Genomic DNA, 24,741 nt, shown 5'->3' with positions numbered 1-24,741 from the left:
CTCCCAACTGATCCGTGAAACCACTGCTCATATGGATGAGCCGAGTTCATCCGTTCGATCTAGGCAGGCCTTGCGGACGCCCATGCTAAACTCCTGGTTGGCGCGGGCAATTCCAGCGCTGTGAGCGCCGGTTGGAAATGGAAGTCCCCCTCCAAAAAGCTGCCCCTCCATCCGGCGCTCATCCACGCAAGGCTCATCCTCGCCGGCAGTTTTTTCCCCGCCATAATCTCGCCCGGTTCCGGCCATAATCGATTAACATCGTAATAAACATTTCCTGTGCACAAAGATATTGGGGATCAAGGTGTTGCTGCATTCGGGGGCGCTTGGCTCCGATTGATGGCGGCGAGACTGTAGGGGACAATCGAAAACATGCAGACCTCGGCGCGCCCGCGTCTTCGTCGCGCTCCTGCCTTCGTGCTGTGCGCCCTCTCGGCGGTGCTGCTTGCCGGCTGTACGTCGACGCCGCAACCGAAAGGCATGGTCGACAAGCGGCCGCGCTCCAAGGAATATTTCGCCGAGTCCGAATATGGCGTGAAGGCGAGCCCGCGCGTTGCCTTCATGCGGCGCGGCGGCGGCCGCGACCAGCTCGGCAAGCCGTACCAGGTGCGCGGCAGGTGGTACTATCCCAAGGAAGATAAGAAGTACGCCAAGGTTGGCCTGGCTTCCTGGTATGGCGATGCCTTCCACGGCCGGCTGACCGCCAATGGCGAAGTCTATGACACGATGCAACTGACGGCGGCGCACCCGACAATGCCGCTGCCGAGCTATGCACGCGTCACCAATCTCGAGACCGGCAGTTCGATTATCGTCCGCGTCAACGACCGCGGCCCATATCATGAGGGCCGCATCATCGACGTCTCGGAACGTGCCGCGCAAATGCTCGACTATGGCAAGGTCGGCACGGCAAGGGTGAAGGTCGAATATGTCGGCAGGGCGCCTCTCGACGGCAATGACGACCAGTATCTGATGGCTTCCTACCGTCCCGGCAGCAGGCGGCCCGATCCGTCCGACGGCCTGCCGACGGGCGTGATGGTGGCCATGAACGGCCCGTCGCCCAGCCTGTCGATGAGCGATGCACCTCCAGCGGCCGTGCCGTTCCCCGGCAAGCTGACCAGTTCTGGGCAGGCTTTTGCCACGCAGTCGGGTCTGTCGGAGCAGCCTGCCGCGCAACCGGCGATGTCAGGGCAGGCGCAGGACGCCAGCGATGTAGTGCTGCCGGATTTCGGGCCGATCGTGCCGGAGCGGCCGCAGTTCAGGCTGCCGCCGAACTCGCCTTTCGCCATGGCGTCGCTGTCCTACGCGGATGAGCGCGTCAATCACGCCGACGTCTTTGCCGCCCTCGACGGCAGCGGCATGTCGCCGGCCGACATCCTCCAGTCGTGGAAGAAGTCGAACGGCCAGGAACAGGCGCCGGCCTCCGATTATGTGGCCGCCGGCTCTTTTGACAATGCGGCGCAGGCAAACCGCGTGGCGGCGGCGCTCGAGCCGTTTGGCAGGACTGAAATCCAGCGCACCGAGCTCGACGGCAACGACTGGTACGCGGTCAACGTCTATCCGGATGGCCATGGCAGCATCGCCGACCTGCTGCAGGCGGCCTGGTCGCACGGCGCGCCGGACGCATTGGTTGTGCGAAACTGATCAATTTCGCGCCCGCCGTTGATCCAGCGGAAAGAACCCTGATAGCTTGTCGACGCCAGCACGGCTAAGTGGGTCGATATTTCATGCAGTTCCGCATCGTTCAGCCTTTCGCCGGATTACTAGGCCTGGCGCTGATACTGCTTTGGGCAGCCCCGGTCGGTGCGCAGCTTTTCGAGACCAAGGCGGCCCAGGCCTTCATGATCGACGCCGATACCGGCACGGTGCTTTTCGCCAAGGATGCCGACAAGCCGATCCCGCCGGCTTCGATGGCCAAGCTGATGACGATGGAGGTGGTCTTCAACGCCATCAAATCGAATCGGATCACGCTCGACGATACTTTCGTGGTCAGCGAAAACGCCTGGCGCACCGGCGGCGCGCCGTCGGGCACCTCGACGATGTTTGCCAAGCTCAAATCGGCGGTCCGTGTCGAGGATCTGATCCAGGGCGTGACCGTGCAGGCCGCCAATGACGGCTGCATCGTGCTTGCCGAAGGCATGGCAGGCTCGGAGGCGAATTTCGCCGCGCAGATGACGGAGCGTGCCCGCGAGCTTGGTCTCTCGAAATCGACCTTCGTCAATTCGACCGGGCTGCCGGCAGATGGCCAGCAGACGACAGTGCGGGAGCTCACGATGCTGGCACTGCACATCTGGCGCGACTATCCCGAGTTCTTCCACTACTACGGCCAGCCCGACTTCACCTGGAACAAGATCTCCCAGCGGAACCGCAATCCGCTTTTGGCCATGGGCATCGATGCCGACGGCTTCGTGGCCGGGGCGAGCGAGTCCGCCGGCTTCGGGATTGTCGGCACGGTCAGCCACAACGGCATTCGGGTGATCGCGGCGCTGAGCGGTCTGGCGAGCGACCGGGAACGCTCCGAGGAGGCGCGCAAGCTGCTAGACTGGGGGTCGCGCTCCTTCCAGAAGACGGAGATCTTCGCCAAGGACGAGGTCGTCGGCGAAGCCGAAGTGTTCGGCGGCGCCAAATCCGGCGTGGCCTTGAAAGCCAAGGGCCCGGTGGACATCTTTCTGCCGATAACCAACCGCGACAAGCTGACCGCCAGAATTGTCTATGACGGTCCGGTGGCGGCGCCGGTGGAGGAGGGGCAACCGGTCGGGGAGCTGCGCGTTTGGATAGGCGACACGCTCAGCCAGCGAACGCCGCTTTTCGCCGCCGAGGCGGTGAAGGTCGGGACGTTGCCGCAGCGTGCGCTTGACGCCGCCAAGGAACTGGCTGTCGGCTGGCTGCGTCAGAAACATTTGTGATCGGGCAGGCTCGTGGACCTTTTGCCGGACGGGAGCTATGACAGCGGCCAGCACGGGCGAAGGCATTCACGATTGGCGAGCGGATTTTTCATCACCTTCGAAGGCGGCGAAGGAGCCGGCAAGTCGACGCAGATCGAGCGGCTGGCACGGCGCATGCGCGCCAAGAAATACGAGGTTCTGGTGACACGCGAGCCAGGCGGCTCGCCGGGCGCCGAGGCGGTGAGACATGTGCTTCTGTCCGGGGCCGCCGAGCCCTTCGGCCCGAAGATGGAGGCGATCCTCTTCGCCGCCGCACGCTCCGACCATGTCGAGCAAGTGATCCGGCCGGCGGTCGAGCGCGGCACGATCGTGCTTTGCGACCGTTTCATCGATTCCTCGCGCGTCTATCAGGGCGTCACCGGCGGGCTCGATCCGGATTTCATGGAAGCGCTGGAGGCGGTCGCCATCAACGGCATGGTCCCCGACATGACGCTGATCTTCGACATCGATCCGGCCGAAGGTCTGAAGCGCGCGGCGGCACGGCGCGGCGCCGGCGACAGCGCCGATCGCTTCGAGAAGGAGACTTTGGCCATCCACCAGCGCCGGCGGGAGGCTTTCCTGGCGATCGCCGAGGCGGAGCCGGACCGCTGCATTGTGATCGATGCGTCGGCCGATCCCGAAACGGTGGAAAACGTCGTCACCGCGGCCGTGTTCGCGGTGCTGGAAAAGCGGATGCCGGTGCAAAGGAAGCAGACGGCGCCGGCATGATCTTCGAACGCATCGCCCCCGAACAGCACGACACGCTTGACGGCGTTCCCGAGCCGTCGGAAACGTCGCGACTGATCGGCCACGTGCAGACGGCGGGCATGCTTGCCACCGCTTACCGCGCCGGCAAGCTGCCGCATGCGCTAATCCTCGCCGGGCCGCACGGCATCGGCAAGGCCACGCTCGCCTTCCACCTGGCGCACCACCTTCTCAGACATCCCAATTTTGCGGCTGCGCCCGAAGCGCTGGCCGTTCCAGATCCGGCCTCGTCGCTGTTTCGCCAGATCGCTACCGGCGCGCATCCTTCGGTGCTGCATCTCACCCGTCCGGCCAACGACAAGACCAAAAGCTTCAAGACGGTGCTAACCGTCGACGAGATACGCAAGGTCAGCCGCTTCCTGTCGATGACCTCGCATGACGGCAGCTACCGCGTCGTCATCGTCGATCCGGCCGACGACATGAACACCAATGCCGCCAATGCCTTGCTCAAGAATCTTGAAGAGCCTCCGGCGCGCACCCTGTTCATCCTCATCGTCCATGCGCCGGGCAGCCTCTTGCCGACGATCCGGTCGCGGTGTCAGATGGTGCGGCTGACGCCGCTTGCGCCGGACGAATTGATGGCTGTGCTGGAAGGCATCGAGCCGCCGCCGCCGGTCGACCCGTCGGCGCGCGCGGCTTTGGCCGAGCGGGCAGGGGGCAGCGCGCGCAATGCGATCCTGCTTACCCAGTATGGCGGGCTGGAAATCGCCGGCGCGCTCGACGCGCTGGTGGCGGCGCAAAAGCCGGACATTGCCGCTGCCCATCGGCTTGCCGAAGCCGTTGCCGGCCGCGACCAGGCGATCCAATTCGATATCTTCAACCGCCGCGCGCTCGATCTGCTGTCGGCCGCTGCCAGCGAAGCGGCCTTAGCCGGCGACCTCGCCAGGGCCAAAACGCTGTCCGACGCTTGGCACGAGGCCGTGAACACGATATCTGATGCAGAGACCTACAATCTCGACAAGAAGCAGCACGCCCTGACCATGATCGACCGCCTGAATTCTGTGATGCGAATGTGACGGTTTTCTTAGTGCATGCCGCTGCCCCAAAACCGGGCACCACTTTTGGGCGGCATGCATCGGGATGGCAATCGCCATGCCGATAGTTTATCCACCGCCACAACTCAGATTCAGACCTTCATGACGGTTCATTCATGTCACGCGAAAAATCCTACCTGACCACGCCGATTTTTTATCCGAATGGCAAGCCACATATCGGCCACGCCTATACGGTCATCGCCAGCGACGCGCTGGCCCGCTTCCAGCGTCTCGACGGCAAGGAAGTGTTCTTCCTCACGGGCACCGACGAGCATGGCCTCAAGATGCAGCAGACAGCCGAGAAGGAAGGCATCGCGCCGATAACGCTCGCCGACCGCAATTCGGCAATCTTCCGCTCGATGACCGAGACAGTCGGAGGCTCAAACGACGAATTCATCCGCACGACCGAACAACGTCACTACGCATCCTGCCAAGCGATCTGGAAGGCGATGGCCGCCAATGGCGACATTTATCTTGATCGCTACAGCGGCTGGTATTCGGTCCGCCAGGAAGCCTATTTCGACGAAAGCGAAACCACGTTCGGCGACGACGGCGTGCGCCGCGAGCCGCTTGGCTCGCCGGTTGAATGGAACGAGGAGGAAAGCTATTTCTTCCGGCTATCCGCCTATCAGGACAAATTGCTGGCACTTTATGAGAGCCGGCCAGACTTCATCGGTCCAGCGGAGCGCCGTAACGAAGTGATCAGCTTCGTCAAGTCCGGCTTGAAGGACCTGTCGATCTCGCGCACCACTTTCAAATGGGGCGTGCCTGTACCGGGCAACGACAAGCATGTGATGTATGTCTGGGTCGACGCATTGACCAACTACATCACGGCCGCTGGCTATCCCGACACCAAATCCGAGCAATGGCACTACTGGCCGGCGACGCATATCATCGGCAAGGACATCGTGCGCTTCCACGCGGTCTACTGGCCGGCCTTCCTGATGTCGGCCGGCATAGAATTGCCGAAGCGCGTGTTCGCCCACGGCTTCCTGTTCAACCGCGGCGAGAAGATGTCCAAATCGGTCGGCAATGTCGTCGATCCGTTCGCGATGATCGAGCATTACGGGCTCGACCAGGTACGCTATTTCTTCCTGCGCGAGGTGCCGTTCGGGCAGGACGGCAGCTACAGTCACGAAGCGATCGTCAACCGCACCAATGCCGATCTCGCCAACGGCCTCGGCAATCTGGCGCAGCGCTCGCTGTCGATGATCGCCAAGAACTGCGGCGGCACGGTGCCGAAGCGCGGCGAGCTCACCGAAGCCGACGCGGCGATCCTCGACCAGGCGGTGGAGGCGCTTGCGGTGGCGCGCAGAGCGATGGCGGAGCAGGGCATCCATCTGGCGCTGGCGGCGATCTTCGGCGTGGTGGCCGACGCCGACCGCTACTTCGCGTCGCAGGAGCCCTGGGCGCTGCGCAAGTCCGATCCGGAGCGCATGGAGACGGTGCTGTGGACGACGGCCGAGCTTGTCCGGCGCGTGACCTTGCTTTGCCTGCCCTTCATTCCCGGATCGGCGGCGAGGCTGCTCGACCTGCTGGCTGTGCCGGCGGATAAGCGCAATTTCGCGCATGTCCACGCAGACCATGCGCTGTTGCCCGGCACGGCGCTGCCGGTGCCTGAGGGCGTGTTTCCCCGCTACGTCGAGCAGGACACCAAAGCCTGATGCTTGTCGACAGTCACTGCCATCTCGATTTTCCGGATTTTGCCGAGGAGCGGGCGGCTATCGTCGCCCGCGCTCTCGCAGCCGGGATCGGCCGCATGGTGACGATCTCAACGCGCGTGAAGCGTTTTCAGCAACTCCTTCAAATCGCTGAAGCTTTTAGAGAGGTCTATTGCTCAGTTGGTACTCATCCGCACAATGCGGCGGAAGAGCTCGATGTGACCGCAGAGGAGCTGGTACGGCTTTCCGACCATCCCAAGGTGGTGGCGATCGGCGAAGCCGGCCTGGACTATTTCTACGACCGTGCGCCGCGCGAGGCACAGGCGCAAGGCTTCCGCACTCACATCGCCGCCGCGCGCCGGACCGGCCTGCCGCTGGTCATCCATTCGCGCGACGCCGACGGCGACATGGCGGCGATTCTCGAGGAGGAGACAGGGAAGGGCGCTTTCCCCTTCATCCTGCATTGTTTTTCGTCCTGGCGTCGGCTGGCGGAAGTCGGCGTGGCGCTGGGCGGCTATGTCTCCTTCTCAGGCATCCTGACCTTCAAGAACTCGACCGAGTTGCGCGCGATTGCCGCAGATGTGCCGCGCGAACGGCTGCTGGTCGAGACCGACGCGCCTTATCTTGCGCCAATCCCGCATCGGGGAAAACGCAATGAGCCCGCCTATGTCGCGAATACGGCGAAGGTGCTGGCCGAGACCATCGGCGTCAGCGAGGCGGAGATCGCCGACATCACCACCGAGAATGTCTTCCGGCTGTTTACCAAGATGCCGCGACCGGACGTGACGGCGGCCTGACATGGGCGACCAGCTGCGCCTCACCATTCTCGGCTGCGGCTCGTCGCCCGGTACGCCGCGCATCACCGGCGACTGGGGCAATTGCGATCCGGCCAATCCGAAGAACCGCCGCATGCGCACGGCTGCTCTTGTCGAGCGGATCGCAGGGAATGGCGGCCGCACCACCGTCGTCATCGACACCGGACCGGATTTTCGCGCGCAGATGCTGCTCGCCTCGGTCAAGCACATCGACGCGGTGGTCTATACCCATCCGCATGCCGACCACATTCACGGCATCGATGATCTGCGCGGCTTCGTGCTCGAGCAACGCCGTCGTATCGATATCCATGCCGACCAGCCGACCATGCTGCGGCTGCGCCAGGCGTTCGGCTACTGCTTCGAGACGCCCCCGGGCAGTTCCTATCCACCGATCGTAAGGCCGCATCTCATAGACCATGCCAGGCCGGTGGTGATCGAAGGCGAGGGGGGTCCCCTCACCCTTGAGCCGCTGCCGCAGATCCACGGCGACATCATTTCGCTCGGTTTCCGCGTGGGCGAGCTCGCCTATTGCCCCGATATCAGCGACTTTCCAGCTGCCACAGCAGAAAGGCTTGAAGGCCTTGACGTGCTGGTGATCGACGCGCTGCAGTACAACAGCCATCCAAGCCATCTGTCGCTTGCCGAGGCACTGGGCTGGATCGAGAAGCTCTCGCCGAAAAACGCGGTGCTGACGCATATGCATGTGCCGCTGGACTATGCCGCCGTGATGGCCGAGACGCCGGACCACGTGGTGCCGGCCTATGACGGCATGATGATCGAAATTCCTTTTGAGTCAGAGCGATAGAGACGCCTGTTCACTTTGGCGCTTAGTCGTCAATCCGATTCTCTTTGGTGCTTCGGAAACTGATCGATGGTTCAGAATGTGTTTGTTCTGCTGCTCGGTTTCCCTGGCGTCGTCAAGCTGACGATCGCACGGGAACTCGTAACGGCACTTTCCGGCCACGTCATCGACAATCACTGGATCAACAATCCTATATTGGCACTGCTTGCCGATGACGGTCGCCGCACATTGCCTGATGCCGTCTGGGAGCAGACCGCCAAGGTCCGTCAGGCTGTGTTGGACACCGTGGCAACACTTTGTCCTCCCGCCGCCAACTTCATCTTCACGAACTCCGGCATCCAAGGAGACGCGAGGAGCCTCGCGTCCTACCAGCAGATGAAAGATGCGTCGGATCGACGAGGCGCTCACTTCGTGCCTGTGCGCTTGCTTTGCGAAGAGGCCGAACTGGTTCGTCGCGTGATGTCGCCAACTCGACGTGACCGTCTCAAGTCTATCGATCCGGAAGCGGCGCGCCGCCGCAGCCGGACAGTCGCTGTCCTTGACCCGAAGCACCCGAACAGCCTGACGACCGACGTAACAACGATCAGCGCGGCGGAGGCGGCTACAAGGATTCACGAACACATCAAGGACCGCGCTGACGCCTCTGAAGCGCGCACGGAAAGCCCAGGAGAACCGTAGCAAAACCAGCTTCGTGCTACATACGTAAGTTCCATAATCTATCTTATGCGACTTTCTGATATGGATCACGTAGAGGCGATAAAGCGATCCTATCGACGTGCCCTCGCTGCGAGCGCTCACATTCGGACTATTGAACAATGACCTCTTCATCTTCCTTTCTTGGCTTTCCCGATTGCCTCGCCGGAGGCCGCGTGCCTCGCATGGTGATCTACGGTGCCGGTCATGGCAGCACCTATCCGCGAAAGGACAGCAGCGGCCATGCTCTGGCCGCCAACGCCATCCGCGCTGCGAGCCAGGACGATGCGCCGCTGGTCGAGCATTGGGATTTAGATCTCGGCGGTCCATTGTTCGACGGCAAGCCGGTCTGCTGCGTCGATGCCGGCAACATCTCGACGGTCATGCACGACAATGAGGGAAACCGGGCGCGGATCGAAGCGAAGACGCGCGAGGTCCTGGCCGCGTCGGCCGTGCCGATCCTGCTCGGCGGTGACGATTCCGTGGTAATTCCCTTTCTCGCCGGCTTTGCCGGTCACGGGCCGGTCTGGATCCTGCAGATCGACGCGCATATCGACTGGCGCGACGAGGTCGATGGCGAACGCTACGGCTATTCGAGCCCGATGCGCCGGGCGAGCGAGATGCCGCATATCGCCGGCCTCGTGCAAGTCGGCCTGCGCAGCGTCGGCAGCGCACGCCTGGCTGAAATCGAAGCGGCGCGACGCTATGGCAGCCGCTTTGTGACTGCCCGCGAGCTTCATGCCCAGGGCGTCGACGCAGCTCTCAGCCACATTCCGGACGGCGCGCGCGTCGTCGTGACCTTCGACTGCGACGGCCTCGATCCCAGCATCATGCCGGGCGTGGCGGCGCGCACGCCAGGCGGCCTCACCTACACCCAGGCGATCGACCTGATCGCCGGCCTCGGCAAGCGGGCCAGGATCGCAGGATTTGATCTGGTCGAATTCTATCCGCCTGCCGACCTTGACGGCCTGTCGGCGCTGACTGCAGCCCGGCTTCTCGTCAATGTCATCGGCACTGTCGTCCGGCAGGTTTAACTCAGATGGCCTGATGCCCCGACGAGATTCCCCGTTATGGCCGACCGATGTCGCTTCGAGCTCATGCCGGACCACCCTACCCGGTGGGACTGCGCTGCCGGCATCAGCGTTGACGCCACATCCGCGTTTATCTTTGCCAGAAGGGCAGCTTTCCGATCTCTTCCTCGGCCTGCTGTTTCGTCAGTCCGATATCGTCGATCAGATGCGGGTTGGCCTCTGATATCCGCTTCAGATCCCAGCGAAACCGTATCTGCTCGCGCCGGGCCGCGATCATGCCTCGCAGGGTCTGCAGGCTGTAGCGCCGGCGCGATGCCTGCCCGACCAGCGTTGCCAGCTGCGGGATCGATGCAAACGTGTCGTTCATGGCAACCTCCTATGGTTTGCGGCCCCATGCTTTTCGAGTTGGGGCCTTCCACCTGAATGAGGTTGGATTCTGCAGGATGCGGGCTGCGCCGTAATTAAGCGCATCCAAATAGTTCTCAAAACTTCCAAATCGGCCTGAGCGGTTCATCGGACATGACGAACTGCTCTACCCGTCTCACACTTTTCCTGGAATTGCTCTATAGATGCGCCGCATGCAGGGATCGCGCTTTGCCTTCGGCCCGTACGTGCTTGATTCAGCTGCGGGAACGTTGCTTCGGAACGATGTCCCCGTGGCCGCCGGCTATCGGGGGCTGAAGCTGCTTGCCGCGCTCGTGGAACGTCCCGGCGAAATCCTGGCCAAGGCCGAGCTGATGGACGCGGCATGGCCGGGCACGGCCGTCGAGGAAGGCAACCTCACCGTCCAGATCGCGCAGCTCAGAAAGCTGCTCGGCCCCGCCGCCGACGGCGGTGAATGGATCGCTACGGTGCCGCGCGTCGGCTATCGCTTCACGGGGGTCATCGAACAGCTTGGCGAGACGACACGAAAACCTTTGCCACTGCCCGGCAAGCCTTCGATAGCCGTGCTGCCCTTCGTCAATTTCGGCAATGATCCCGAGCAGGAATCCTTCGCGGACGGGTTGACCGAAGACCTGATCACTGACCTGTCCAGGAACGCGGGACTGTTCGTCATCGCGCGCAACTCGGTCTTCGTCTACAAGGGAAAGCCGATGGATGTGCGCGCGATCGCCGAGGACCTTGGCGTACGTTACCTACTTGAGGGGAGCGCAAGGCGCGCCGCGGGGCGTGTGCGCATCAACGCGCAGCTTGTGGACGCGGTGAGCGGTGAGCATCTGTGGGCGGAACGCTTCGATCGCAGCCTGGAAGATATTTTTGCCGTCCAGGACGAGGTAACGGCCAAGATCGTGGAGGCGCTGCTCGGCCGGCTGCGCACGCAGCCGCCGCGCAATCGGCCCAAGAATCTCGAGGCCTACGATCTGTGCGTGCGGGCGCGAAAACTGATCGACGACTCGCCTCAGACGGCGCGGGAGGCGCATCTGATGCTGACGCGCGCGGTCTCGCTCGATCCGGAGTATGCCGAAGCCTATCGCTGGCTCGCCATGAACCATTGGATGGGATGGGTGCATTGGGGCGAGCCTGTCGACCCCAACCGGAGCATTGCCTTGGAGTTGGCCCGCAAAGCCGTGACAATCGACCCAAACGACGCCGGCTGCCGCTGGGTGCTTGCTAACCTGCTTGCCTATGAGCATCGCTTCGGCGAGGCGGATGCCGAATTCGCCAAAGCGTTCGAGCTCGATCCGAACGAGGCCGACGCCTGGGCGACATTGTCCGACATCGAGGTCCTAGCCGGGCGGATCGAAGAGGGCCTTGAGCATATTCGCAAGGCGTTCCGGCTGAACCCGTTTCCGCCGAGTTGGTACTATCTCACGCTCGGCGCTGCGCAATATGCGGCCCGCGACTATGAAGCCGCCATCGAGACGCTGCGCCGGGACGAGACCTATCGGACCAGCTCACGCCGTTTCCTGGCGGCAAGCCTTGCGCAGCTCGGCCGGTTCGAAGAGGCGCGCGCGGAGGTCGAGATGTTCCTTATCGCCAACCCGCATTTCACGACCAGCCACTGGGTCTGGACCGAGCCGTTCCGCGACGACGCGATGCTCGAGCATTTCGTTGACGGATTCCGCAAGGCCGGGCTTCCGGACTGACGGCCAGAATGGAATGGCGCGACCTATTCTTCGAAGCGGCTCGTCGCCTCGCGATCGCGCTCGTATCGCTTGCTGACTGGAAACGGCGGCAGCCACGACTCGCGACGGATGATCCAGCTTTCGTAGGTCGGGGCTAGCTGGTCTGGGGCGTCCAGGGTCCCGAGATGCACTTCGATCTCGTCCGCGGTGCGTGCGAAAACGGACGAACCGCAGCGCGGACAGAAAAACCGCCCAGCATACTCGCGCGTCTCACCGTCGATCGTAACCGCGTCCTGAGGGAATACCGCCGAGGCATAGAAAAGCGCGCCATGATGTTTGCGGCAATCGAGACAATGGCAGATGCAGACCCTGTATGGGCGGCCCGACGCCACAAGCCGGACATTGCGACACAGGCAGCCGCCGGTGAATTGGTCCATGTTGCGTCTCCTTCAAAGCCGTGCGGTGGAACGTTAGCAGCGAACTCGCCCAGGCGTCCAAGGCTGAGACGTCTCGCTTGCGTGGCTCTCAAAAGCCGGATTCCATAGAGATCGATTTGATCCGTGGCTTGCCGTCTTAGAAAAACCCATCGAGAAAAGCCGCCGTCCCATGCGAGAGGCTGACGATCTTGTTCGTCGCCTGGCGATAGAATTTGAAGTTGAGCTCGGTCTCGGGCCTGCCATCGCTCCAGTCCTCGAACCGCTTGAGCTCGTCCCGACCCAATCGCCGCGTTGCCAATGCGGTGCGGCGGATGGCAACACTGACGCGCGGCGTCTGCCGTTCGCGGTCGGATCTTTTGGGAATGGCCTCGGATGACGTGACAACGCCCCGTGCGACCAGCCCCTGTCCGGCTTCGTTTTCGCTGGCGAACACAAAGATCGTGTCGCCTTCGGCGATATGCTTGCCGCCATACATGGTTTTCTGCGCCGCGAATGAGAATGTCTCGGCCAGCGGATCCTTGACCTCGGCCTTGATCGCGAACGCCATGCCTTACGCATCCCGGCTGATGGTGATCCGGTAGGTCAGCCTGCGCTTGGCGCCTGGCGGGATCAGCATCACGCCCGGCTTGTCGGCGAATTCGCCGTCGAAATCGACCGGGCTTGCAACGCCATGCCAGGGCTCGATGCAGAGGAACGGCGCGCCGCCGGGCTTGGACCAGATGCCCAATTCGTTGAATCCCTGCCACGACATTTCGATCGCCGGCCCCCGCCCGGCGGCATAGCGCACGCTGGTGCTGGCGGGCCGGTCCAGAATGACGGCGTCGTCATCGAACAGCCGCTCGGAGAGGGCAAGCGTCTTGCCCTCGACGGGCGTTGGCTGCGGCGTCGGCAGCATCAGCCCGTCCTTCAGGCGTCGTATCGGCGCAGGTTCATCGTCGGCAAAGGTCAGCCGGTAGGCTTCCTTGGGCAATTCCGGCAGCAAAGGCCAGTTGAAGGCCGGATGGGCGCCGACCGAGGCCGGCAGCACCTCGTCGCCTGTGTTGGCGACCTCGAAGGTCACGCCAAGCTGGCGGGGGCCGAGGCTGTAGCTTATGGCCAGCCGAAAGGCGAATGGGTAGCGGGTGCGGGTCTCGGTGTCATCGGTCAGGACCAGCGTGCAGGAGGAAGGTCCCTGCTCCACCCAGGCAAAGCGCCTGTCGCGGGCGAAGCCATGCTGCGTCATTGGATAGGCTTTGCCGCGATGGCGCAACTGGTCGCCTTTCAGCCGGCCGACTATCGGAAACAGCACCGGCGAATGACGCCGCCATTCAGGCCCCGCCTGCCACAGAAGTTGCGTGCCTTCGGCATCGCGCAAGGAGACCACCTCGGCCCCCTGCCCGACGATGGTCGCCGAGATGCCGTCACCGTCAAGCGTCAGCTGTTCCATGCGTCCTCGCGACTGGCTGGTCGGGCCGGCAGGCTAGCAAAAGGCCTCGCCTGATCTCAAGGGCAGCAGGCAGTGCGGCACCCCCTCAAGCAGCCGCCGCAAACGACCGACAGCGTTGCCACGCCAGACACGATGCCAAAAGACAAACCGTGGCCAGCGGTTTACCCGTCGGCCACGGTTCGAAGCTGTTGCCTGCTACGGTCCGGACTATTCGCGTTCGCCGGTGAAATTCAGCAACAGCTGGAAGATGTTGATGAAGTTCAGATACAGCGAGAAGGCGCCGAAGACGGCGAGCTTCTGTTGCGATTCCGCGTCGAAATTCTCGGCATACTGCTCCTTGATCGTCTGCGTGTCCCAGGCGGTCAGGCCGATGAAGACCGCAATGCCGATCACGGAGATGGCGAACTGCAGCGCGGTCGAGCCGAGGAACAGGTTGACGAGGCTCGCGATCACCACGCCGATCAGGCCCATGATCAGGAAGGACGAGAACTGCGTCAGGTCGCGCCTGGTCGTGTAGCCGTAGAGGCTGGTGGCGCCGAACATGGTGGCGGCTATGAAGAAGGTGCGCGCGATGCTGGTGCCGGTGAACACCAGGAACACGGAAGCCAGCGACAGGCCCATGACCGCGCAAAAGGCCCAGAACATCGCCTGAGCGCTCGCCGCCGACATCGTCTGCATCTTGAAGGAGAAGAACATGACGAAGGCGAGCGGCGCCAGCATCACCACCCATTTCAGCGGCGTGGAGAAGATCGGGACGTAGAGCGCCGGCGTCGAGGCCACAACAAGGGCGACGAGGCCGGTCACGACGAGCCCGAGGCCCATATAGTTGTAGACGCGCAGCATGTGCCGGCGCAGGCCCTCGTCATAGACGGCACCGGCCCGAACGCCGGTGCCCATTCGGTATCCAAGATTAGGGCTGTTCATTTCGTTTCTCCTTGGTTTGGTCGGTTCGATTGGCTGTTTCAATAGAGAGTGCGGGCGAGCTTTTCGGCGGCCCGGTCGAGATCGCCGGCATCGCCTTGTCCGACGACGGCGTAAGCGACCTCGCCGATCTGGAAATAGGCGGACGAAATATCGCCCAAGGGCGCGACGGTGGGCTTCACGACGTCGAACGTGCCTGGCCTGATCGCAAACAGCGACACCAGCCCGAGGTCCTTCGTTTCGAGTGCCATCTCGACGCTCGGCCCGAACCGCGACGGATAGATCTGAACATCGCGGATCCGCCAGTCGTCGGGCAATGACGGCATGACGATCGCGGTCGCGGCGCGGATCTCGTCGGCATTGTAATTCGGCGCCTCGGCCTGGGAGGGCATCGTCTCACGCACCAGCGTCGTCCGGTGGGCGCTCACCGCTTCCTCGACATAGGCGGGCGGCTGCGTCGAGGCGACCACCTTGCTGACGGCGATCGGCCCGAAGACGCCGTTCGCGAGCCACCCTGCCGCCACCAGCACGGCGGCGGCCGCGGCGCGCTGCAGCACGGAAAAGGCTCGGTCCCTGGCAAGCACCCTTTCCAGCCGACGCGCCGCATCGGTCGTCGCCGGGCGCGCCATTGCGCCTGGCCCGGCCAGCGCCACGCGCAACTCGTCGCGCGTTCTGAGATCCGACATCACACGCGCGGCCACTTCGGGACGAGCGGACAGGAACGCCTCGACCTCGATGCGGCGGGCGACGTCGAGCTGATCATCGACATAGGCGTCGAGATCGGCATCGGTCACCGGATCGACGATAGCGGTCATGATTCACCTCCCACGATCCTCAGGTGATTTTTGCCGCGCGCCGGAGCGCCCTCCTCCATCTCGCGCAGCGCCGCACGAGCGCGGCCGATGCGCGACATCAGGGTTCCGAGCGGGACGCCACTGACCTCGGCGGCCTCTGCGTAGCTCAACCCTTCGATGGCGACGAGATGCAGCGCGGCGCGCTGCTCTTCCGGCAGCGACAGGAAGGCTTCGCGCACCTGCGAAAGGCGCACCGAATGGTCCTGGGACGCCGGCATGTTTTGCTCGGCGAGACGGCCTGCCTGCTCGATGCGCGCTGTCTCGGACCGCCGCGAGCGCATGCGGTCGATGAAGATGTTGTGCAGGATCGCCAGCAGCCAGGCGCGCGGGTTGCCGCCCGAGCGAAAGGTGCCGCGCCGCTCATAGGCGCGCACCAGCGCGTCATGGACCAGATCCTCGGCATCGGCGCTGTCGCGCGTCAGCGAGCGCGCGTAGCGCCGCAGCGATCCCAACTGCCCGACGATATCGAAGCGTGCCATCGACCGTTTCATGCCCTGTTTACGGAGCATGTGGGGATTTTAATCCCTGGCTGCCGTTTCTTTTTGCGATTCCCGCGAGGAGTTGCGCCGGCCTCGGGTGAGCGAGCGCCCGAGCGGCATATGGAGGAAACCGCTGGCGAAGCGCGGCCGATTTGCGTATCACTCCGCCGCCACTGGAGCCCTATCGATGTTCGAGACCCTGCAGCCCGCGCCCGCCGACAAGATCCTTGCGTTGATCGGCCTTTACCACGCCGACACGCGCCCCGGCAAAGTCGACCTGGGCGTCGGCGTCTACAAGGATCGTAACGGCAGGACGCCGGTGATGCGGGCCGTGCGCGAGGCTGAGAAGCGGCTGCTCGCGGGCCAGGAGACCAAGACCTATCTCGGCCTCGCCGGCGACATCGGCTTCAACGCCGCCATGATCAGGCTTGCCTTCGGCGATAACGCCGATCATTCGCGCATCCGCGCAGCGCAGGCGCCGGGCGGATCGGGCGCCCTCAGGCTGGTGGCCGAGCTTCTGCAGCGCACGCGGCCGGGCGCGACGGTGTGGCTCTCCGATCCGACCTGGCCGAACCACCTGCCGGTGATGCGCGCCGCCGGCCTACAGGTGCGCGACTATCCTTATTTCGACGCTGTTTCCGGCGCTGTCCGTTTCGACGACATGCTGGCGGCACTCAAGACCGCCACTAGCGGGGATGTCGTGCTGCTGCATGGCTGCTGCCATAACCCGACCGGCGCCAATCTGGATGCTGCGCAATGGGCGAAGGTTGCCGACGTTCTGCTTGAGCGCGGCCTGCTGCCTTTCGTCGACATCGCCTATCAGGGCTTTGGCGAAGGGCTCGACGCCGATGCCGCCGGCCTGCGGCTGCTCGCCGGCAAGGTGCCCGAGATGGTCGTCGCCTCGAGCTGCTCGAAAAATTTCGCCGTCTATCGCGACCGCGTCGGTTCCGCCATGATCATGGCCAAGGACGGCGCACAGGCCGACGTGGCTATGAGCCAGATGCTGGCAGCGGCGCGAGCGCTCTATTCGATGCCGCCGGACCATGGCGCTGCGGCCGTACGCATGGTGCTGGAAGACGCCGATCTGAAGAAGGTCTGGGAGACGGAACTCGAGGAGATGCGGCTGCGCATGCTCAGGCTGCGTGTCGCCTTCGCCGAGGCGTTGCGCCGGCAATCCAACTCCGATCGCTTCGATTTCGTCGCCAGCCATCGCGGCATGTTCTCCCGCCTGGGGCTCACCGAAGCGCAGGTTGAGCGTCTGCGCACCGAGCACGCCGTCTATATGGTAGGTGACAGCCGCATCAATGTGGCAGGTCTGCCTGAGGACGGCATGGACGAGCTCGCCAAGGCGATCGTTTCGGTGCTCGACTGAGTGCCGGCGCAACTGTGGACAATCGGCTTTTGCCAGCCGGCGGGATTGGTCGCCCGCCGCGGCGCGCGCTAGGGTTTGTTGCATGAAACCCTCCAAAGACATCTCCCGTCTGATCGAGATCATGGCGGCACTCAGAGCGCCGAAGACCGGCTGCCCCTGGGACATCGAGCAGAACTTTTCCACCATCGCCCCCTACACGATCGAGGAAGCCTATGAAGTGGCGGATGCGATCGCGCGCGGCGACTTCGACGATCTGCGCGAGGAGCTGGGCGACCTTCTGCTGCAGGTCGTCTACCACGCGCAGATGGCGCAGGAGATTGGCGAGTTCGCGTTCGGCGACGTTGTCGAGGCGATCACCACCAAGATGATCCGCCGTCACCCGCATGTCTTCGGCGACGAGAAGGCGCGCAGCGCCGGCATGGCCAAGGGCATGTGGGAGAAGATCAAGACGGTGGAGAAGGCCGACAAGCGCAACGCCCGCATCGCGCGCGGCCTCGACCCGGAAGATCACGGCAAGGGCTATCTCGAAAGCGTGCCGGTTGCGCTCCCTGCGCTGACCCGCGCGTTGAAGCTGCAGGAGAAGGCTGCGCGCGTCGGCTTCGACTGGAGCGAGGCAGCACCCATCCTCGACAAGATAGAGGAAGAGATCGGCGAGCTGCGCGAGGCGCTGGCCACGGGCGACGCGGCACCCATCAAGGATGAGTTCGGCGACATGCTGTTTGCAGTCGTCAATCTCGGCCGCCATTTGAGACTTGATGCCGAAGCCGCGCTGAGCGGCACCAACGAGAAGTTCCGGTCGCGCTTCCATTATGTCGAGCGGGAGTTGGAGGCTTCCGGGAGGTCGTTGGAACAGGCGACTTTGGACGAGATGGAATCCCTCTGGCAGCAGGCCAAAAACGCAAGATAAGCAGCGGTCTAGCCGTGGTTCCTGCGGTTCAGCCGGGTCTCGATCTCCTGGCGGGTGCTGTGCGTGGCCGTCAGTGAGATGGTGACGCTGCCGTCCTCATTGTCGCTCCGCGAGACGACATCGCCATTGCGATAGAGCCAGTCGACCTGGCCGAGCTCAGCCGGGCTCAACGTCACCGTCATCGTTTCCAGCTCGCCCGACACTCTGGCCTCGATTAGCGCCTTGAGCGCATCGATACCCTCGCCGGTCGCTGCCGATATCGCGATCGGCGGCGCCTTGCCGCCGGCGCTCTCGGCAAGCAGGCGCTCGCGATTGCCTTCGTCGAGCAGGTCGATCTTGTTCCACACCTCGATCACGCGGCTGGTGTCCGCGGCATCGACGCCGAGATCGCCAAGGATGCGCTCGACATCCTCGGCCTGCGCTGCCGTATCCGGATCGGAGATATCGCGCAGATGCAGCACGAGATCAGCCTCGACAACCTCTTCCAGCGTCGCCCGGAAGGCCGCGACCAGATGAGTCGGCAAGTCCGAGATGAAGCCGACCGTGTCCGACAGGATGATCGGCGTGCCGTGCGGCAGGCGCACGCGGCGCAGCGTCGGATCGAGCGTGGCGAACAGCATGTCCTCCGCCAGCACCCCTGCCCCGGTCAGCCGGTTGAACAGCGTCGACTTTCCGGCATTGGTGTAGCCGACGATCGCAACTACCGGAAATGGCACCTTCTTGCGTTTTGCGCGGTGCAGGTCGCGGGTGCGGCGAACCGTTTCCAGCTCATGCTTGAGCTTGGTGATCTTGTCCTGCAGGATCCGCCGGTCGGATTCGATCTGCGTTTCGCCGGGACCGCCCAGGAAACCCGCGCCGCCGCGCTGCCGTTCGAGGTGGGTCCAACTGCGCACCAGCCGACCCTTCTGATAGTTGAGATGCGCCAGCTCGACCTGCAGGGTGCCTTCCTTGGTCCTGGCGCGCTCGCCGAAGATCTCGAGGATAAGCCCGGTGCGGTCGAGCACCTTGGCGTTCAGTTCCTTCTCGAGATTGCGCTGCTGCACCGGCGTGAGCGGATGGTCGACGATGACCAATTCCGCCTTGCGTTCCTTCACGATGTCGGCGAATTCGGCCACCTTGCCGCTGCCGAGCAGCGTTGCCGGGCGGGGATCGGTGACTGTCACCACCGCGGTGTGGACCGGGTCCAGGTCGATGGCGCTGGCAAGCCCGACCGCCTCGTCGTGGCGGGCATCCGCCGAGCGGCTCAGGCGCGGGCGGCTCGAATCGTCATCGCCCCGCGGCTGGCGCGCAAGCACCGGCACAATGACAACGGCCCGGGTCGGATCCTTGGCTTCCGGCCCAAGTTGATGTCCTTGTTTCCCGCGAACTCTGCGGTCCGCGTCCTGCTCACGTGCCAATCAGGCGCCCTGGCCTTCCTCGCCATCAAACATCTGAACCGGCTGGCTCGGCATGATCGTGGAAATGGCGTGCTTGTAGACGAGCTGGGAATGCCCGTCGCGCCGCAACAACACACAGAAATTGTCGAACGAAGTGACCACGCCGGTCAGCTTCACACCGTTGATGAGAAAGATGGTAAGTGGATTTTTGCTCTTGCGAACTGAATTCAGGAACAGGTCCTGAAGGTTTTGCGATCGTTCCGCCATTGTTTTTGTCTTTCGCCGATCCCCTTCGGTCTGCAGGCCAATGCGCCAAATTACGCGGCGCCTGTCAAGCGCGCAAACCCCCTCTTGCCGCCTAAACGACAAGCAGAACGAGATAGTTGAGGTTCATTCCACCTTTGCGGTTATCAGGCTGGACTTTTTTCCGCAATGTCAAAAAATGCCTGCCGCAACGAAAGTGTCATGGAGCCGGGGTGGCCGTTTGCGATCGGCGCGCCGTCGATTTCGACTACCGGCATAGCGATCGTGGTCGCGGAACTGATGAAAGCCTCGCGCGCTGCCTTGGCTTCGGCGATCGAAAACCCACGCTCCTCGATCTTCAGACCGAGCTTTTCGGCGACGTCGAACAGTGTCGTGCGGGTGATGCCGCGCAGGATGCCGTGTTCGGCCGGCCGCGTCACCAGAACGCCGTCGCGGGTGACGATCCAGGCATTGGACGAGCCGCCCTCCTTGACCGTGCCGTCGGAGTCGACGAACCAGGCCTCCTGGGCGCCGGCTTCCTTGGCCTTCTGCTTGGCGAGCACATTGGCAAGCAGGCCGGTGCTCTTGATGTCGACGCGGTCCCAGCGATTCTCCGGGACGGTGATGACCTTGATGCCGGTCTCAACCCGCTTGGCGGCAGCAGAGGGGTCGGCCTTCCGGGCGGTTATAACCAAGGACGGACGGGTGCCGGCTGCCGGAAAGACGAATTCACGGCTGGCGACGCCGCGCGTCACCTGGAGATAGACGAGGCCGTTGACGACGTTGTTGCGGCGCACCACCTCGCGCAGCAGCATCGGCAGGACGCCTTCCGAGACGGGCCATGCGATCGACAATTCCTTGAGCGAGCGCTTAAGCCGGGCCAGATGGCGCGGCATGTCGACGATAAAGCCGCGCGCCACCTCGCAGACCTCATAGACGCCGTCAGCGAACTGATAGCCGCGATCCTCGATATGGACCCGGGCTTCGGCATGGGCGACGTAGCGCCCGTTCACATAGGCAATGCGCGGCATGGGCTACCTCAGGGAAATGTCCGGCTCTCTTAAGCGATTCCGCCGCTGCCGTAATGAACAATCGCGTGGGCCAGCCGGCTTTGGGCAATTCCAGACGGAAGGGTACGGCGAAGCCGCCGACCCCAACCGGCGCTGCACACTTTTCCTGGATTGCCTTTACACGCCCAGCGACTTCAGCTTGCGGTGCAAGGCTGATCGCTCCATGCCGATGAACTCGGCCGTCTTCGAGATGTTGCCGCCGAAGCGGTTGATCTGTGCGATCAGATAGTCCTTCTCGAATTGCTCGCGCGCCTCGCGCAGCGGCAGCGCCATGATGTGCTGGTCCGACTGGTTGGGTGTGCGCGGCATGACGTCGCCGATCTCGGAGGGCAGAAGGTCAGCGGTGATCGGGGCGTCGACGTCTCCGCCTCGCGCCAGGATCATCAGCCGCTCGACATTGTTGCGCAGCTGGCGCACGTTCCCCGGCCAGTTGTGCGCCTGCAGCACGGCCAGCGCGTCGTCACCGATGCGGCGCGGCTTGATACCGGCCTGCCGCGCGATCTGCTTCATGAAATTGTCGACGAGATACGGAATATCCTCTCGCCGTTCGGCGAGACCCGGCACAGTGACGGGGACCACCGCCAAGCGATGATAGAGGTCCTCGCGGAAGCGGCCATCGGCAATCATGGCCTCCAGGTTTTGCGCTGTGGAAGAGATGATGCGGACGTCGACCTTGACCCGCTTTGTGCCCCCTACCCGCTCGAACTGCTGCTCGACCAGCACGCGCAGAATCTTGTTCTGCGTCTCGCGCGGCATGTCGGCGACCTCGTCGATGTAGAGGATGCCGCGATGCGCCTCCTCCAGCGCGCCGACCTTGCGTTCGGTGCCGTTCGATTCGGTGCCGAACAGCTCGATCTCCATACGTTCCGGGGTGATGGTGGCGGCGCTCAGCGTCACGAACGGCCCGTTCTTGCGCGCCGACAGCGCGTGGATGGCGCGCGCCGTCAGTTCCTTGCCGGAACCCGACGGACCGATGATCATGATGCGGCTGTTGGTGGGTGCGACACGCTCGATGGTCTGCCGCAGTTGGCTCATCGCTGACGACATGCCGATCAGGTCGAAGGTCTCGCCGCTGCGCAGCTTGAGGTCGGAGACCTCGCGCCGCAATTTCGAAGTTTCCAGCGCGCGCTCGGCGATCAGGATGAGACGGTCGGCCTTGAACGGCTTCTCGATGAAATCATAGGCGCCACGCCGGATGGCCGACACCGCCGTTTCGATGTTGCCGTGGCCGGAGATCATCACCACCGGCATGTTCGGATGCATCGTCTTGATCTCGTCGAGCAGCGCCAGGCCGTCGAGGCGCGAGCCCTGCAGCCAGATGTCGAGGAAAATCAGCCGTGGCGCGCGATCGGCAATCGCCGCCAGCGCGCTGTCGGCATCGTGTGCCGTGCGGGTTTCGTGACCTTCGTCGCTCAGGATACCGGCGACCAGTTCGCGGATGTCTTCCTCGTCATCGACGATGAGAATGTCAGACGCCATTACCGACCTTTTCAGTTTCTCGTTCGTGTTCGTCGCGGCCTTCGCCGCGTGGCGGCGCGGCGACGACCGCCGCCGGCGGCAGGATGATCGAGATCATCGCGCCCCGGCCGCCGTGGAAATCGGGCGGCGCGTCGTGCAATTCGAGCCGGCCGCCATGGTCCTCCACGATCTTCTTGACGATAGCGAGGCCAAGGCCAGTGCCTTTTTCGCGCGTCGTCATGTAGGGCTCGAGCAGTCGCTGCCGATTCTCGCGCGGCAGCCCTTTGCCGTTGTCGATAACATCGATTCTTATGGCGCCATCTTGGCGCCCGGCTTGAATCCGGATTGTGCCGTCGGAACGGTCTTGCGCATCAAGTCCGTCGATGGCCTCGGCGGCGTTTTTGATGACGTTGCCGAAGGCCTGCGCCATCAGGCGGCTGTCGAACGTTCCCTTGAGCGGCTCGTTGCCGAAATCACGCTGGAAAGCAATGTCGGAGCGGCTGACTTCCACCAGGAACGAAGCTTCGCGCAGCGACTCGCGCAGGTCTATCACCTTCATCTCCGGCTTCGGCATGCGGGCGAAGGCCGAGAATTCGTCGACCATGCGGCCGATGTCCTCGACCTGACGGATGATGGTGTCGGTGCACTGATCGAAGACTTCACGGTCCTCGGTGATGACCTTGCCGTAACGGCGCCTGATGCGCTCGGCCGAGAGCTGGATGGGCGTCAGTGGATTCTTGATCTCATGGGCAATGCGCCGCGCCACATCGGCCCAGGCCGAGGACCGCTGCGCCTGCACGAGATCGGTGATGTCGTCGATGGTGACGACATAGGATTTTTCCTCCGAGCCGTCGTCTCCGGCCTCGACGGTGACCTGGACATTGAAAGTCCGTTCCATGCCGGCGCGGAAGAAAGTCACCTGCTCGCGATAGACCGGCTTGCCGGATTGGCGCCCGATCTCGAAGACGCGACCGACATGCGGCAGGATGGCGGAGAGGTTCTGTCCGAGCGCGGCACTCGCCGAGATCGCCAGCATCGTTTCGGCCGAGCGATTGGCGATGGTAATGACGCCGTACGGATCGACGCCGATGACCCCTGCGGTCACGCCAGCCAGCACCGCCTCCGAGAACCGCCGCCGCTCGTCGATCAGGTCTTTGGCCGACAGCAGCTCGTTGCGCTGCGATTTGAGCTCGAGGATCATGTTGTTGAAGGTCTCGCCGAGCGAAGCGACGTCGCCGTCCGATTGACGCACGGGGACGGCGACGTCGAGATTGCCGGTGGCCACCTCGTCGGCCGCGCCGATCAGCTGGCGGATCGGCCGGACAATTCGATCCGCCACGGCGATGCCGGTCCAGATCGCCGACAGGATGACGATCAGGGTCAGCGACAGATAGGGCAGCGCGAACGCGACTTGCGAAGTGCGACGGTTCTCTTCCAGTCCGCGATACTCGTCGGTGTTCGACCGAACGATCTGCCGCGCCTTGATAACGTCCGGGTCGACGAGCCGGATCGTGTAGAGATAAAGACCTTCGATCTCGCGCAACTTGACGATGGCGCCCATGATGTTGCGGGTGCGCGGCTCGATCAGCACCGGCTTGCCGTCAGCGGCCGTGTTGACCGCGCCAGGGGGCGGCTCAGGCATGGCGAAGTCGGCGTCGGTCTTGGCGCTCATGACGAAAGAGCCGTCAGGCTTGATCAGCGCCGCATGCGCCAGTCCGCGGCCGACGGCCTCCTTGTTCATGAGGTCGAGGAAGCCGGTGCGGTCGAGCCCGTAGAGCGTGCGCGAGGCATCGAGGTCGTAGGCCATCGACAGGGTCGTGCCCTGCAGGTTGCGGGCATTTTCCTGGACATAGGCATCGGCGATCGACAGCGACGAATTGACGATCGTTTTGGTTCGGATCTCGAACCAGCGATCGAGGCCGATATCGAGCGTGATCGAGGCGATGATCGCGACCATGATCGCCGGGATGGCGGCGACCAGCGCGAACATGGCGACGATGCGCACATGCAGCCGCGATGCTGCACGGCCGTGCCTGCGGGCCATGACGATGCGGCGGATCTCGCGGCTGATCAGAGCGATCAGGAAGAGGACGAAGACGGCGTTGAGCGCGATCAACGCCCAGGTGGCGTTTGCATTCGGCGCGATCGGGGTCGCACCGACAAGGATTGCAAACGAGATCGCTGCGGTGATCATGGCGCCGACGATCGCGACCACGCCGGGCAGCGCCAGCAGCCGGCGGCCGTCGCGAACGCCGGCCCGGCTGAAAAGCGGTTGGTTCAGTGTCGGAGCCTCAGCAGCCATATCGCCGTCTAGAGTCGGTCATTGCGTCGGATGTATGCAACGCATTGTGGCGATTATGCAACAAGTATGGCCGGGACGGAAATCTTTCCCCGACTTAATCCCCAAAAGTGA

Annotated in this window: 24 protein-coding genes; 12 read left to right on the top strand and 12 right to left on the bottom strand. The window is 63.6% G+C overall.

Annotated elements, in window-relative coordinates:
* The first annotated feature begins 369 nt into the window (after positions 1-369).
* The 9 genes from P9254_RS00525 (at position 370) to P9254_RS00485 (ending at position 9,722) form a co-directional block, all read left to right on the top strand.
* A complete protein-coding gene (locus tag P9254_RS00525) occupies positions 370-1,638 on the top strand; it encodes a septal ring lytic transglycosylase RlpA family protein (protein ID WP_278055839.1) in 1,269 nt (422 codons plus the stop codon).
* Between the two features lie 83 nt (positions 1,639-1,721).
* Positions 1,722-2,900, top strand: coding sequence for a D-alanyl-D-alanine carboxypeptidase family protein (locus tag P9254_RS00520; RefSeq protein WP_278055841.1), 1,179 nt, complete (start codon positions 1,722-1,724; stop codon positions 2,898-2,900).
* 72 nt (positions 2,901-2,972) lie between these two features.
* The gene (gene tmk / locus P9254_RS00515) at positions 2,973-3,647 is read left to right on the top strand and encodes a dTMP kinase (RefSeq protein ID WP_127248207.1); all 675 of its coding nucleotides are present in this window, start codon (positions 2,973-2,975) and stop codon (positions 3,645-3,647) included.
* Positions 3,644-4,699: a DNA polymerase III subunit delta' gene (locus P9254_RS00510; protein WP_278055843.1), complete on the top strand. Its 1,056-nt coding sequence runs from the start codon at positions 3,644-3,646 to the stop codon at positions 4,697-4,699. The genes tmk and P9254_RS00510 overlap by 4 nt, the downstream gene beginning before the upstream one ends.
* Positions 4,700-4,833: 134 nt before the next feature.
* Positions 4,834-6,381, top strand: a complete 1,548-nt coding sequence (metG, locus tag P9254_RS00505; protein WP_278055845.1) for a methionine--tRNA ligase — start codon at positions 4,834-4,836, stop codon at positions 6,379-6,381.
* The gene (locus P9254_RS00500) at positions 6,381-7,175 is read left to right on the top strand and encodes a TatD family hydrolase (RefSeq protein ID WP_278055847.1); all 795 of its coding nucleotides are present in this window, start codon (positions 6,381-6,383) and stop codon (positions 7,173-7,175) included. The genes metG and P9254_RS00500 overlap by 1 nt, the downstream gene beginning before the upstream one ends.
* 1 nt (position 7,176) lies before the next feature.
* On the top strand, positions 7,177-7,998 hold the full coding sequence (locus tag P9254_RS00495) for an MBL fold metallo-hydrolase (protein ID WP_278055849.1): 822 nt from the start codon (positions 7,177-7,179) through the stop codon (positions 7,996-7,998).
* 66 nt (positions 7,999-8,064) lie between these two features.
* Positions 8,065-8,673: a chloramphenicol phosphotransferase gene (locus P9254_RS00490; protein ID WP_278055851.1), complete on the top strand. Its 609-nt coding sequence runs from the start codon at positions 8,065-8,067 to the stop codon at positions 8,671-8,673.
* Between the two features lie 137 nt (positions 8,674-8,810).
* Positions 8,811-9,722, top strand: coding sequence for an agmatinase (locus P9254_RS00485; RefSeq protein WP_127240454.1), 912 nt, complete (start codon positions 8,811-8,813; stop codon positions 9,720-9,722).
* Between the two features lie 127 nt (positions 9,723-9,849).
* Here the strand turns inward: P9254_RS00485 and P9254_RS00480 are convergent, their stop codons facing one another.
* Positions 9,850-10,086 (bottom strand): hypothetical protein, encoded by a 237-nt coding sequence (locus tag P9254_RS00480; RefSeq protein ID WP_095800710.1) that lies wholly within the window; start codon positions 10,084-10,086, stop codon positions 9,850-9,852.
* 202 nt (positions 10,087-10,288) lie between these two features.
* Between P9254_RS00480 and P9254_RS00475 the strand changes: the two genes are divergently transcribed.
* A complete protein-coding gene (locus P9254_RS00475; RefSeq protein ID WP_278055854.1) occupies positions 10,289-11,806 on the top strand; it encodes a winged helix-turn-helix domain-containing tetratricopeptide repeat protein in 1,518 nt (505 codons plus the stop codon).
* Positions 11,807-11,829: 23 nt separating this feature from the next.
* On the opposite strand, the gene P9254_RS00470 is transcribed toward P9254_RS00475, so the two are convergent.
* The 6 genes from P9254_RS00470 to P9254_RS00445 all read right to left on the bottom strand — a co-directional run bounded on the left by P9254_RS00470 (position 11,830) and on the right by P9254_RS00445 (position 15,902).
* The gene (locus P9254_RS00470) at positions 11,830-12,222 is read right to left on the bottom strand and encodes a GFA family protein (RefSeq protein WP_067321329.1); all 393 of its coding nucleotides are present in this window, start codon (positions 12,220-12,222) and stop codon (positions 11,830-11,832) included.
* Positions 12,223-12,358: 136 nt separating this feature from the next.
* Positions 12,359-12,769: a hypothetical protein gene (locus P9254_RS00465; protein WP_278055857.1), complete on the bottom strand. Its 411-nt coding sequence runs from the start codon at positions 12,767-12,769 to the stop codon at positions 12,359-12,361.
* A 3-nt stretch (positions 12,770-12,772) separates the two neighbouring features.
* Positions 12,773-13,648 (bottom strand): aldose 1-epimerase family protein, encoded by an 876-nt coding sequence (locus tag P9254_RS00460; RefSeq protein WP_278055859.1) that lies wholly within the window; start codon positions 13,646-13,648, stop codon positions 12,773-12,775.
* A gap of 207 nt (positions 13,649-13,855) precedes the next feature.
* On the bottom strand, positions 13,856-14,572 hold the full coding sequence (locus tag P9254_RS00455; RefSeq protein WP_066989741.1) for a Bax inhibitor-1/YccA family protein: 717 nt from the start codon (positions 14,570-14,572) through the stop codon (positions 13,856-13,858).
* 38 nt (positions 14,573-14,610) lie between these two features.
* Complete coding sequence (locus tag P9254_RS00450; RefSeq protein WP_067321338.1) at positions 14,611-15,384, bottom strand: anti-sigma factor family protein; 774 nt, start codon at positions 15,382-15,384, stop codon at positions 14,611-14,613.
* Positions 15,381-15,902, bottom strand: a complete 522-nt coding sequence (locus tag P9254_RS00445) for a sigma-70 family RNA polymerase sigma factor (protein WP_245307415.1) — start codon at positions 15,900-15,902, stop codon at positions 15,381-15,383. Before P9254_RS00445 ends, P9254_RS00450 begins: the two co-directional genes overlap by 4 nt.
* Before the next feature lie 187 nt (positions 15,903-16,089).
* Between P9254_RS00445 and P9254_RS00440 the strand changes: the two genes are divergently transcribed.
* Positions 16,090-17,274 carry an amino acid aminotransferase gene (locus P9254_RS00440; protein ID WP_278055862.1) on the top strand — a complete coding sequence of 395 codons (1,185 nt, stop codon included), beginning with the start codon at positions 16,090-16,092 and terminating at the stop codon, positions 17,272-17,274.
* A gap of 82 nt (positions 17,275-17,356) precedes the next feature.
* Positions 17,357-18,181, top strand: a complete 825-nt coding sequence (gene mazG / locus P9254_RS00435) for a nucleoside triphosphate pyrophosphohydrolase (protein WP_278055863.1) — start codon at positions 17,357-17,359, stop codon at positions 18,179-18,181.
* Positions 18,182-18,189: 8 nt separating this feature from the next.
* Here the strand turns inward: mazG and hflX are convergent, their stop codons facing one another.
* The 5 genes from hflX to P9254_RS00410 all read right to left on the bottom strand — a co-directional run bounded on the left by hflX (position 18,190) and on the right by P9254_RS00410 (position 24,630).
* Positions 18,190-19,578, bottom strand: a complete 1,389-nt coding sequence (gene hflX, locus P9254_RS00430; RefSeq protein ID WP_278055865.1) for a GTPase HflX — start codon at positions 19,576-19,578, stop codon at positions 18,190-18,192.
* Entirely contained in the window at positions 19,579-19,824 is a 246-nt protein-coding gene (gene hfq, locus P9254_RS00425) for an RNA chaperone Hfq (protein ID WP_066989720.1), read from the bottom strand.
* A gap of 143 nt (positions 19,825-19,967) precedes the next feature.
* Positions 19,968-20,831, bottom strand: a complete 864-nt coding sequence (locus P9254_RS00420) for a D-amino-acid transaminase (RefSeq protein ID WP_127241722.1) — start codon at positions 20,829-20,831, stop codon at positions 19,968-19,970.
* 156 nt (positions 20,832-20,987) lie between these two features.
* Positions 20,988-22,349 (bottom strand): nitrogen assimilation response regulator NtrX, encoded by a 1,362-nt coding sequence (gene ntrX / locus P9254_RS00415; protein ID WP_066989715.1) that lies wholly within the window; start codon positions 22,347-22,349, stop codon positions 20,988-20,990.
* Positions 22,339-24,630, bottom strand: coding sequence for a sensor histidine kinase NtrY-like (locus P9254_RS00410; protein WP_127324963.1), 2,292 nt, complete (start codon positions 24,628-24,630; stop codon positions 22,339-22,341). Before P9254_RS00410 ends, ntrX begins: the two co-directional genes overlap by 11 nt.
* Positions 24,631-24,741: the final 111 nt, after the last annotated feature.

This window comes from Mesorhizobium sp. WSM4983, from assembly GCF_029625765.1.
GTDB lineage: Bacteria > Pseudomonadota > Alphaproteobacteria > Rhizobiales > Rhizobiaceae > Mesorhizobium.
The sequence above is the reverse complement of the archived record's forward strand: the minus strand, read 5'-3'. Positions and strand labels throughout refer to the sequence as shown.

Bases quoted from the DNA above. Each gene is read 5' to 3' on its own strand.
- P9254_RS00525 (WP_278055839.1), top strand. From the start codon at position 370: ATGCAGACCTCGGCGCGCCCGCGTCTTCGTCGCGCTCCTGCCTTCGTG.
- P9254_RS00520 (WP_278055841.1), top strand. From the start codon at position 1,722: ATGCAGTTCCGCATCGTTCAGCCTTTCGCCGGATTACTAGGCCTGGCG.
- P9254_RS00510 (WP_278055843.1), top strand. From the start codon at position 3,644: ATGATCTTCGAACGCATCGCCCCCGAACAGCACGACACGCTTGACGGC.
- metG (WP_278055845.1), top strand. From the start codon at position 4,834: ATGTCACGCGAAAAATCCTACCTGACCACGCCGATTTTTTATCCGAAT.
- P9254_RS00500 (WP_278055847.1), top strand. From the start codon at position 6,381: ATGCTTGTCGACAGTCACTGCCATCTCGATTTTCCGGATTTTGCCGAG.
- P9254_RS00495 (WP_278055849.1), top strand. From the start codon at position 7,177: ATGGGCGACCAGCTGCGCCTCACCATTCTCGGCTGCGGCTCGTCGCCC.
- P9254_RS00490 (WP_278055851.1), top strand. From the start codon at position 8,065: ATGGTTCAGAATGTGTTTGTTCTGCTGCTCGGTTTCCCTGGCGTCGTC.
- P9254_RS00485 (WP_127240454.1), top strand. From the start codon at position 8,811: ATGACCTCTTCATCTTCCTTTCTTGGCTTTCCCGATTGCCTCGCCGGA.
- P9254_RS00480 (WP_095800710.1), bottom strand. From the start codon at position 10,086: ATGAACGACACGTTTGCATCGATCCCGCAGCTGGCAACGCTGGTCGGG.
- P9254_RS00475 (WP_278055854.1), top strand. From the start codon at position 10,289: ATGCGCCGCATGCAGGGATCGCGCTTTGCCTTCGGCCCGTACGTGCTT.
- P9254_RS00470 (WP_067321329.1), bottom strand. From the start codon at position 12,222: ATGGACCAATTCACCGGCGGCTGCCTGTGTCGCAATGTCCGGCTTGTG.
- P9254_RS00465 (WP_278055857.1), bottom strand. From the start codon at position 12,769: ATGGCGTTCGCGATCAAGGCCGAGGTCAAGGATCCGCTGGCCGAGACA.
- P9254_RS00460 (WP_278055859.1), bottom strand. From the start codon at position 13,648: ATGGAACAGCTGACGCTTGACGGTGACGGCATCTCGGCGACCATCGTC.
- P9254_RS00455 (WP_066989741.1), bottom strand. From the start codon at position 14,572: ATGAACAGCCCTAATCTTGGATACCGAATGGGCACCGGCGTTCGGGCC.
- P9254_RS00450 (WP_067321338.1), bottom strand. From the start codon at position 15,384: ATGACCGCTATCGTCGATCCGGTGACCGATGCCGATCTCGACGCCTAT.
- P9254_RS00445 (WP_245307415.1), bottom strand. From the start codon at position 15,902: ATGGCACGCTTCGATATCGTCGGGCAGTTGGGATCGCTGCGGCGCTAC.
- P9254_RS00440 (WP_278055862.1), top strand. From the start codon at position 16,090: ATGTTCGAGACCCTGCAGCCCGCGCCCGCCGACAAGATCCTTGCGTTG.
- mazG (WP_278055863.1), top strand. From the start codon at position 17,357: ATGAAACCCTCCAAAGACATCTCCCGTCTGATCGAGATCATGGCGGCA.
- hfq (WP_066989720.1), bottom strand. From the start codon at position 19,824: ATGGCGGAACGATCGCAAAACCTTCAGGACCTGTTCCTGAATTCAGTT.
- P9254_RS00420 (WP_127241722.1), bottom strand. From the start codon at position 20,831: ATGCCGCGCATTGCCTATGTGAACGGGCGCTACGTCGCCCATGCCGAA.
- ntrX (WP_066989715.1), bottom strand. From the start codon at position 22,349: ATGGCGTCTGACATTCTCATCGTCGATGACGAGGAAGACATCCGCGAA.
- P9254_RS00410 (WP_127324963.1), bottom strand. From the start codon at position 24,630: ATGGCTGCTGAGGCTCCGACACTGAACCAACCGCTTTTCAGCCGGGCC.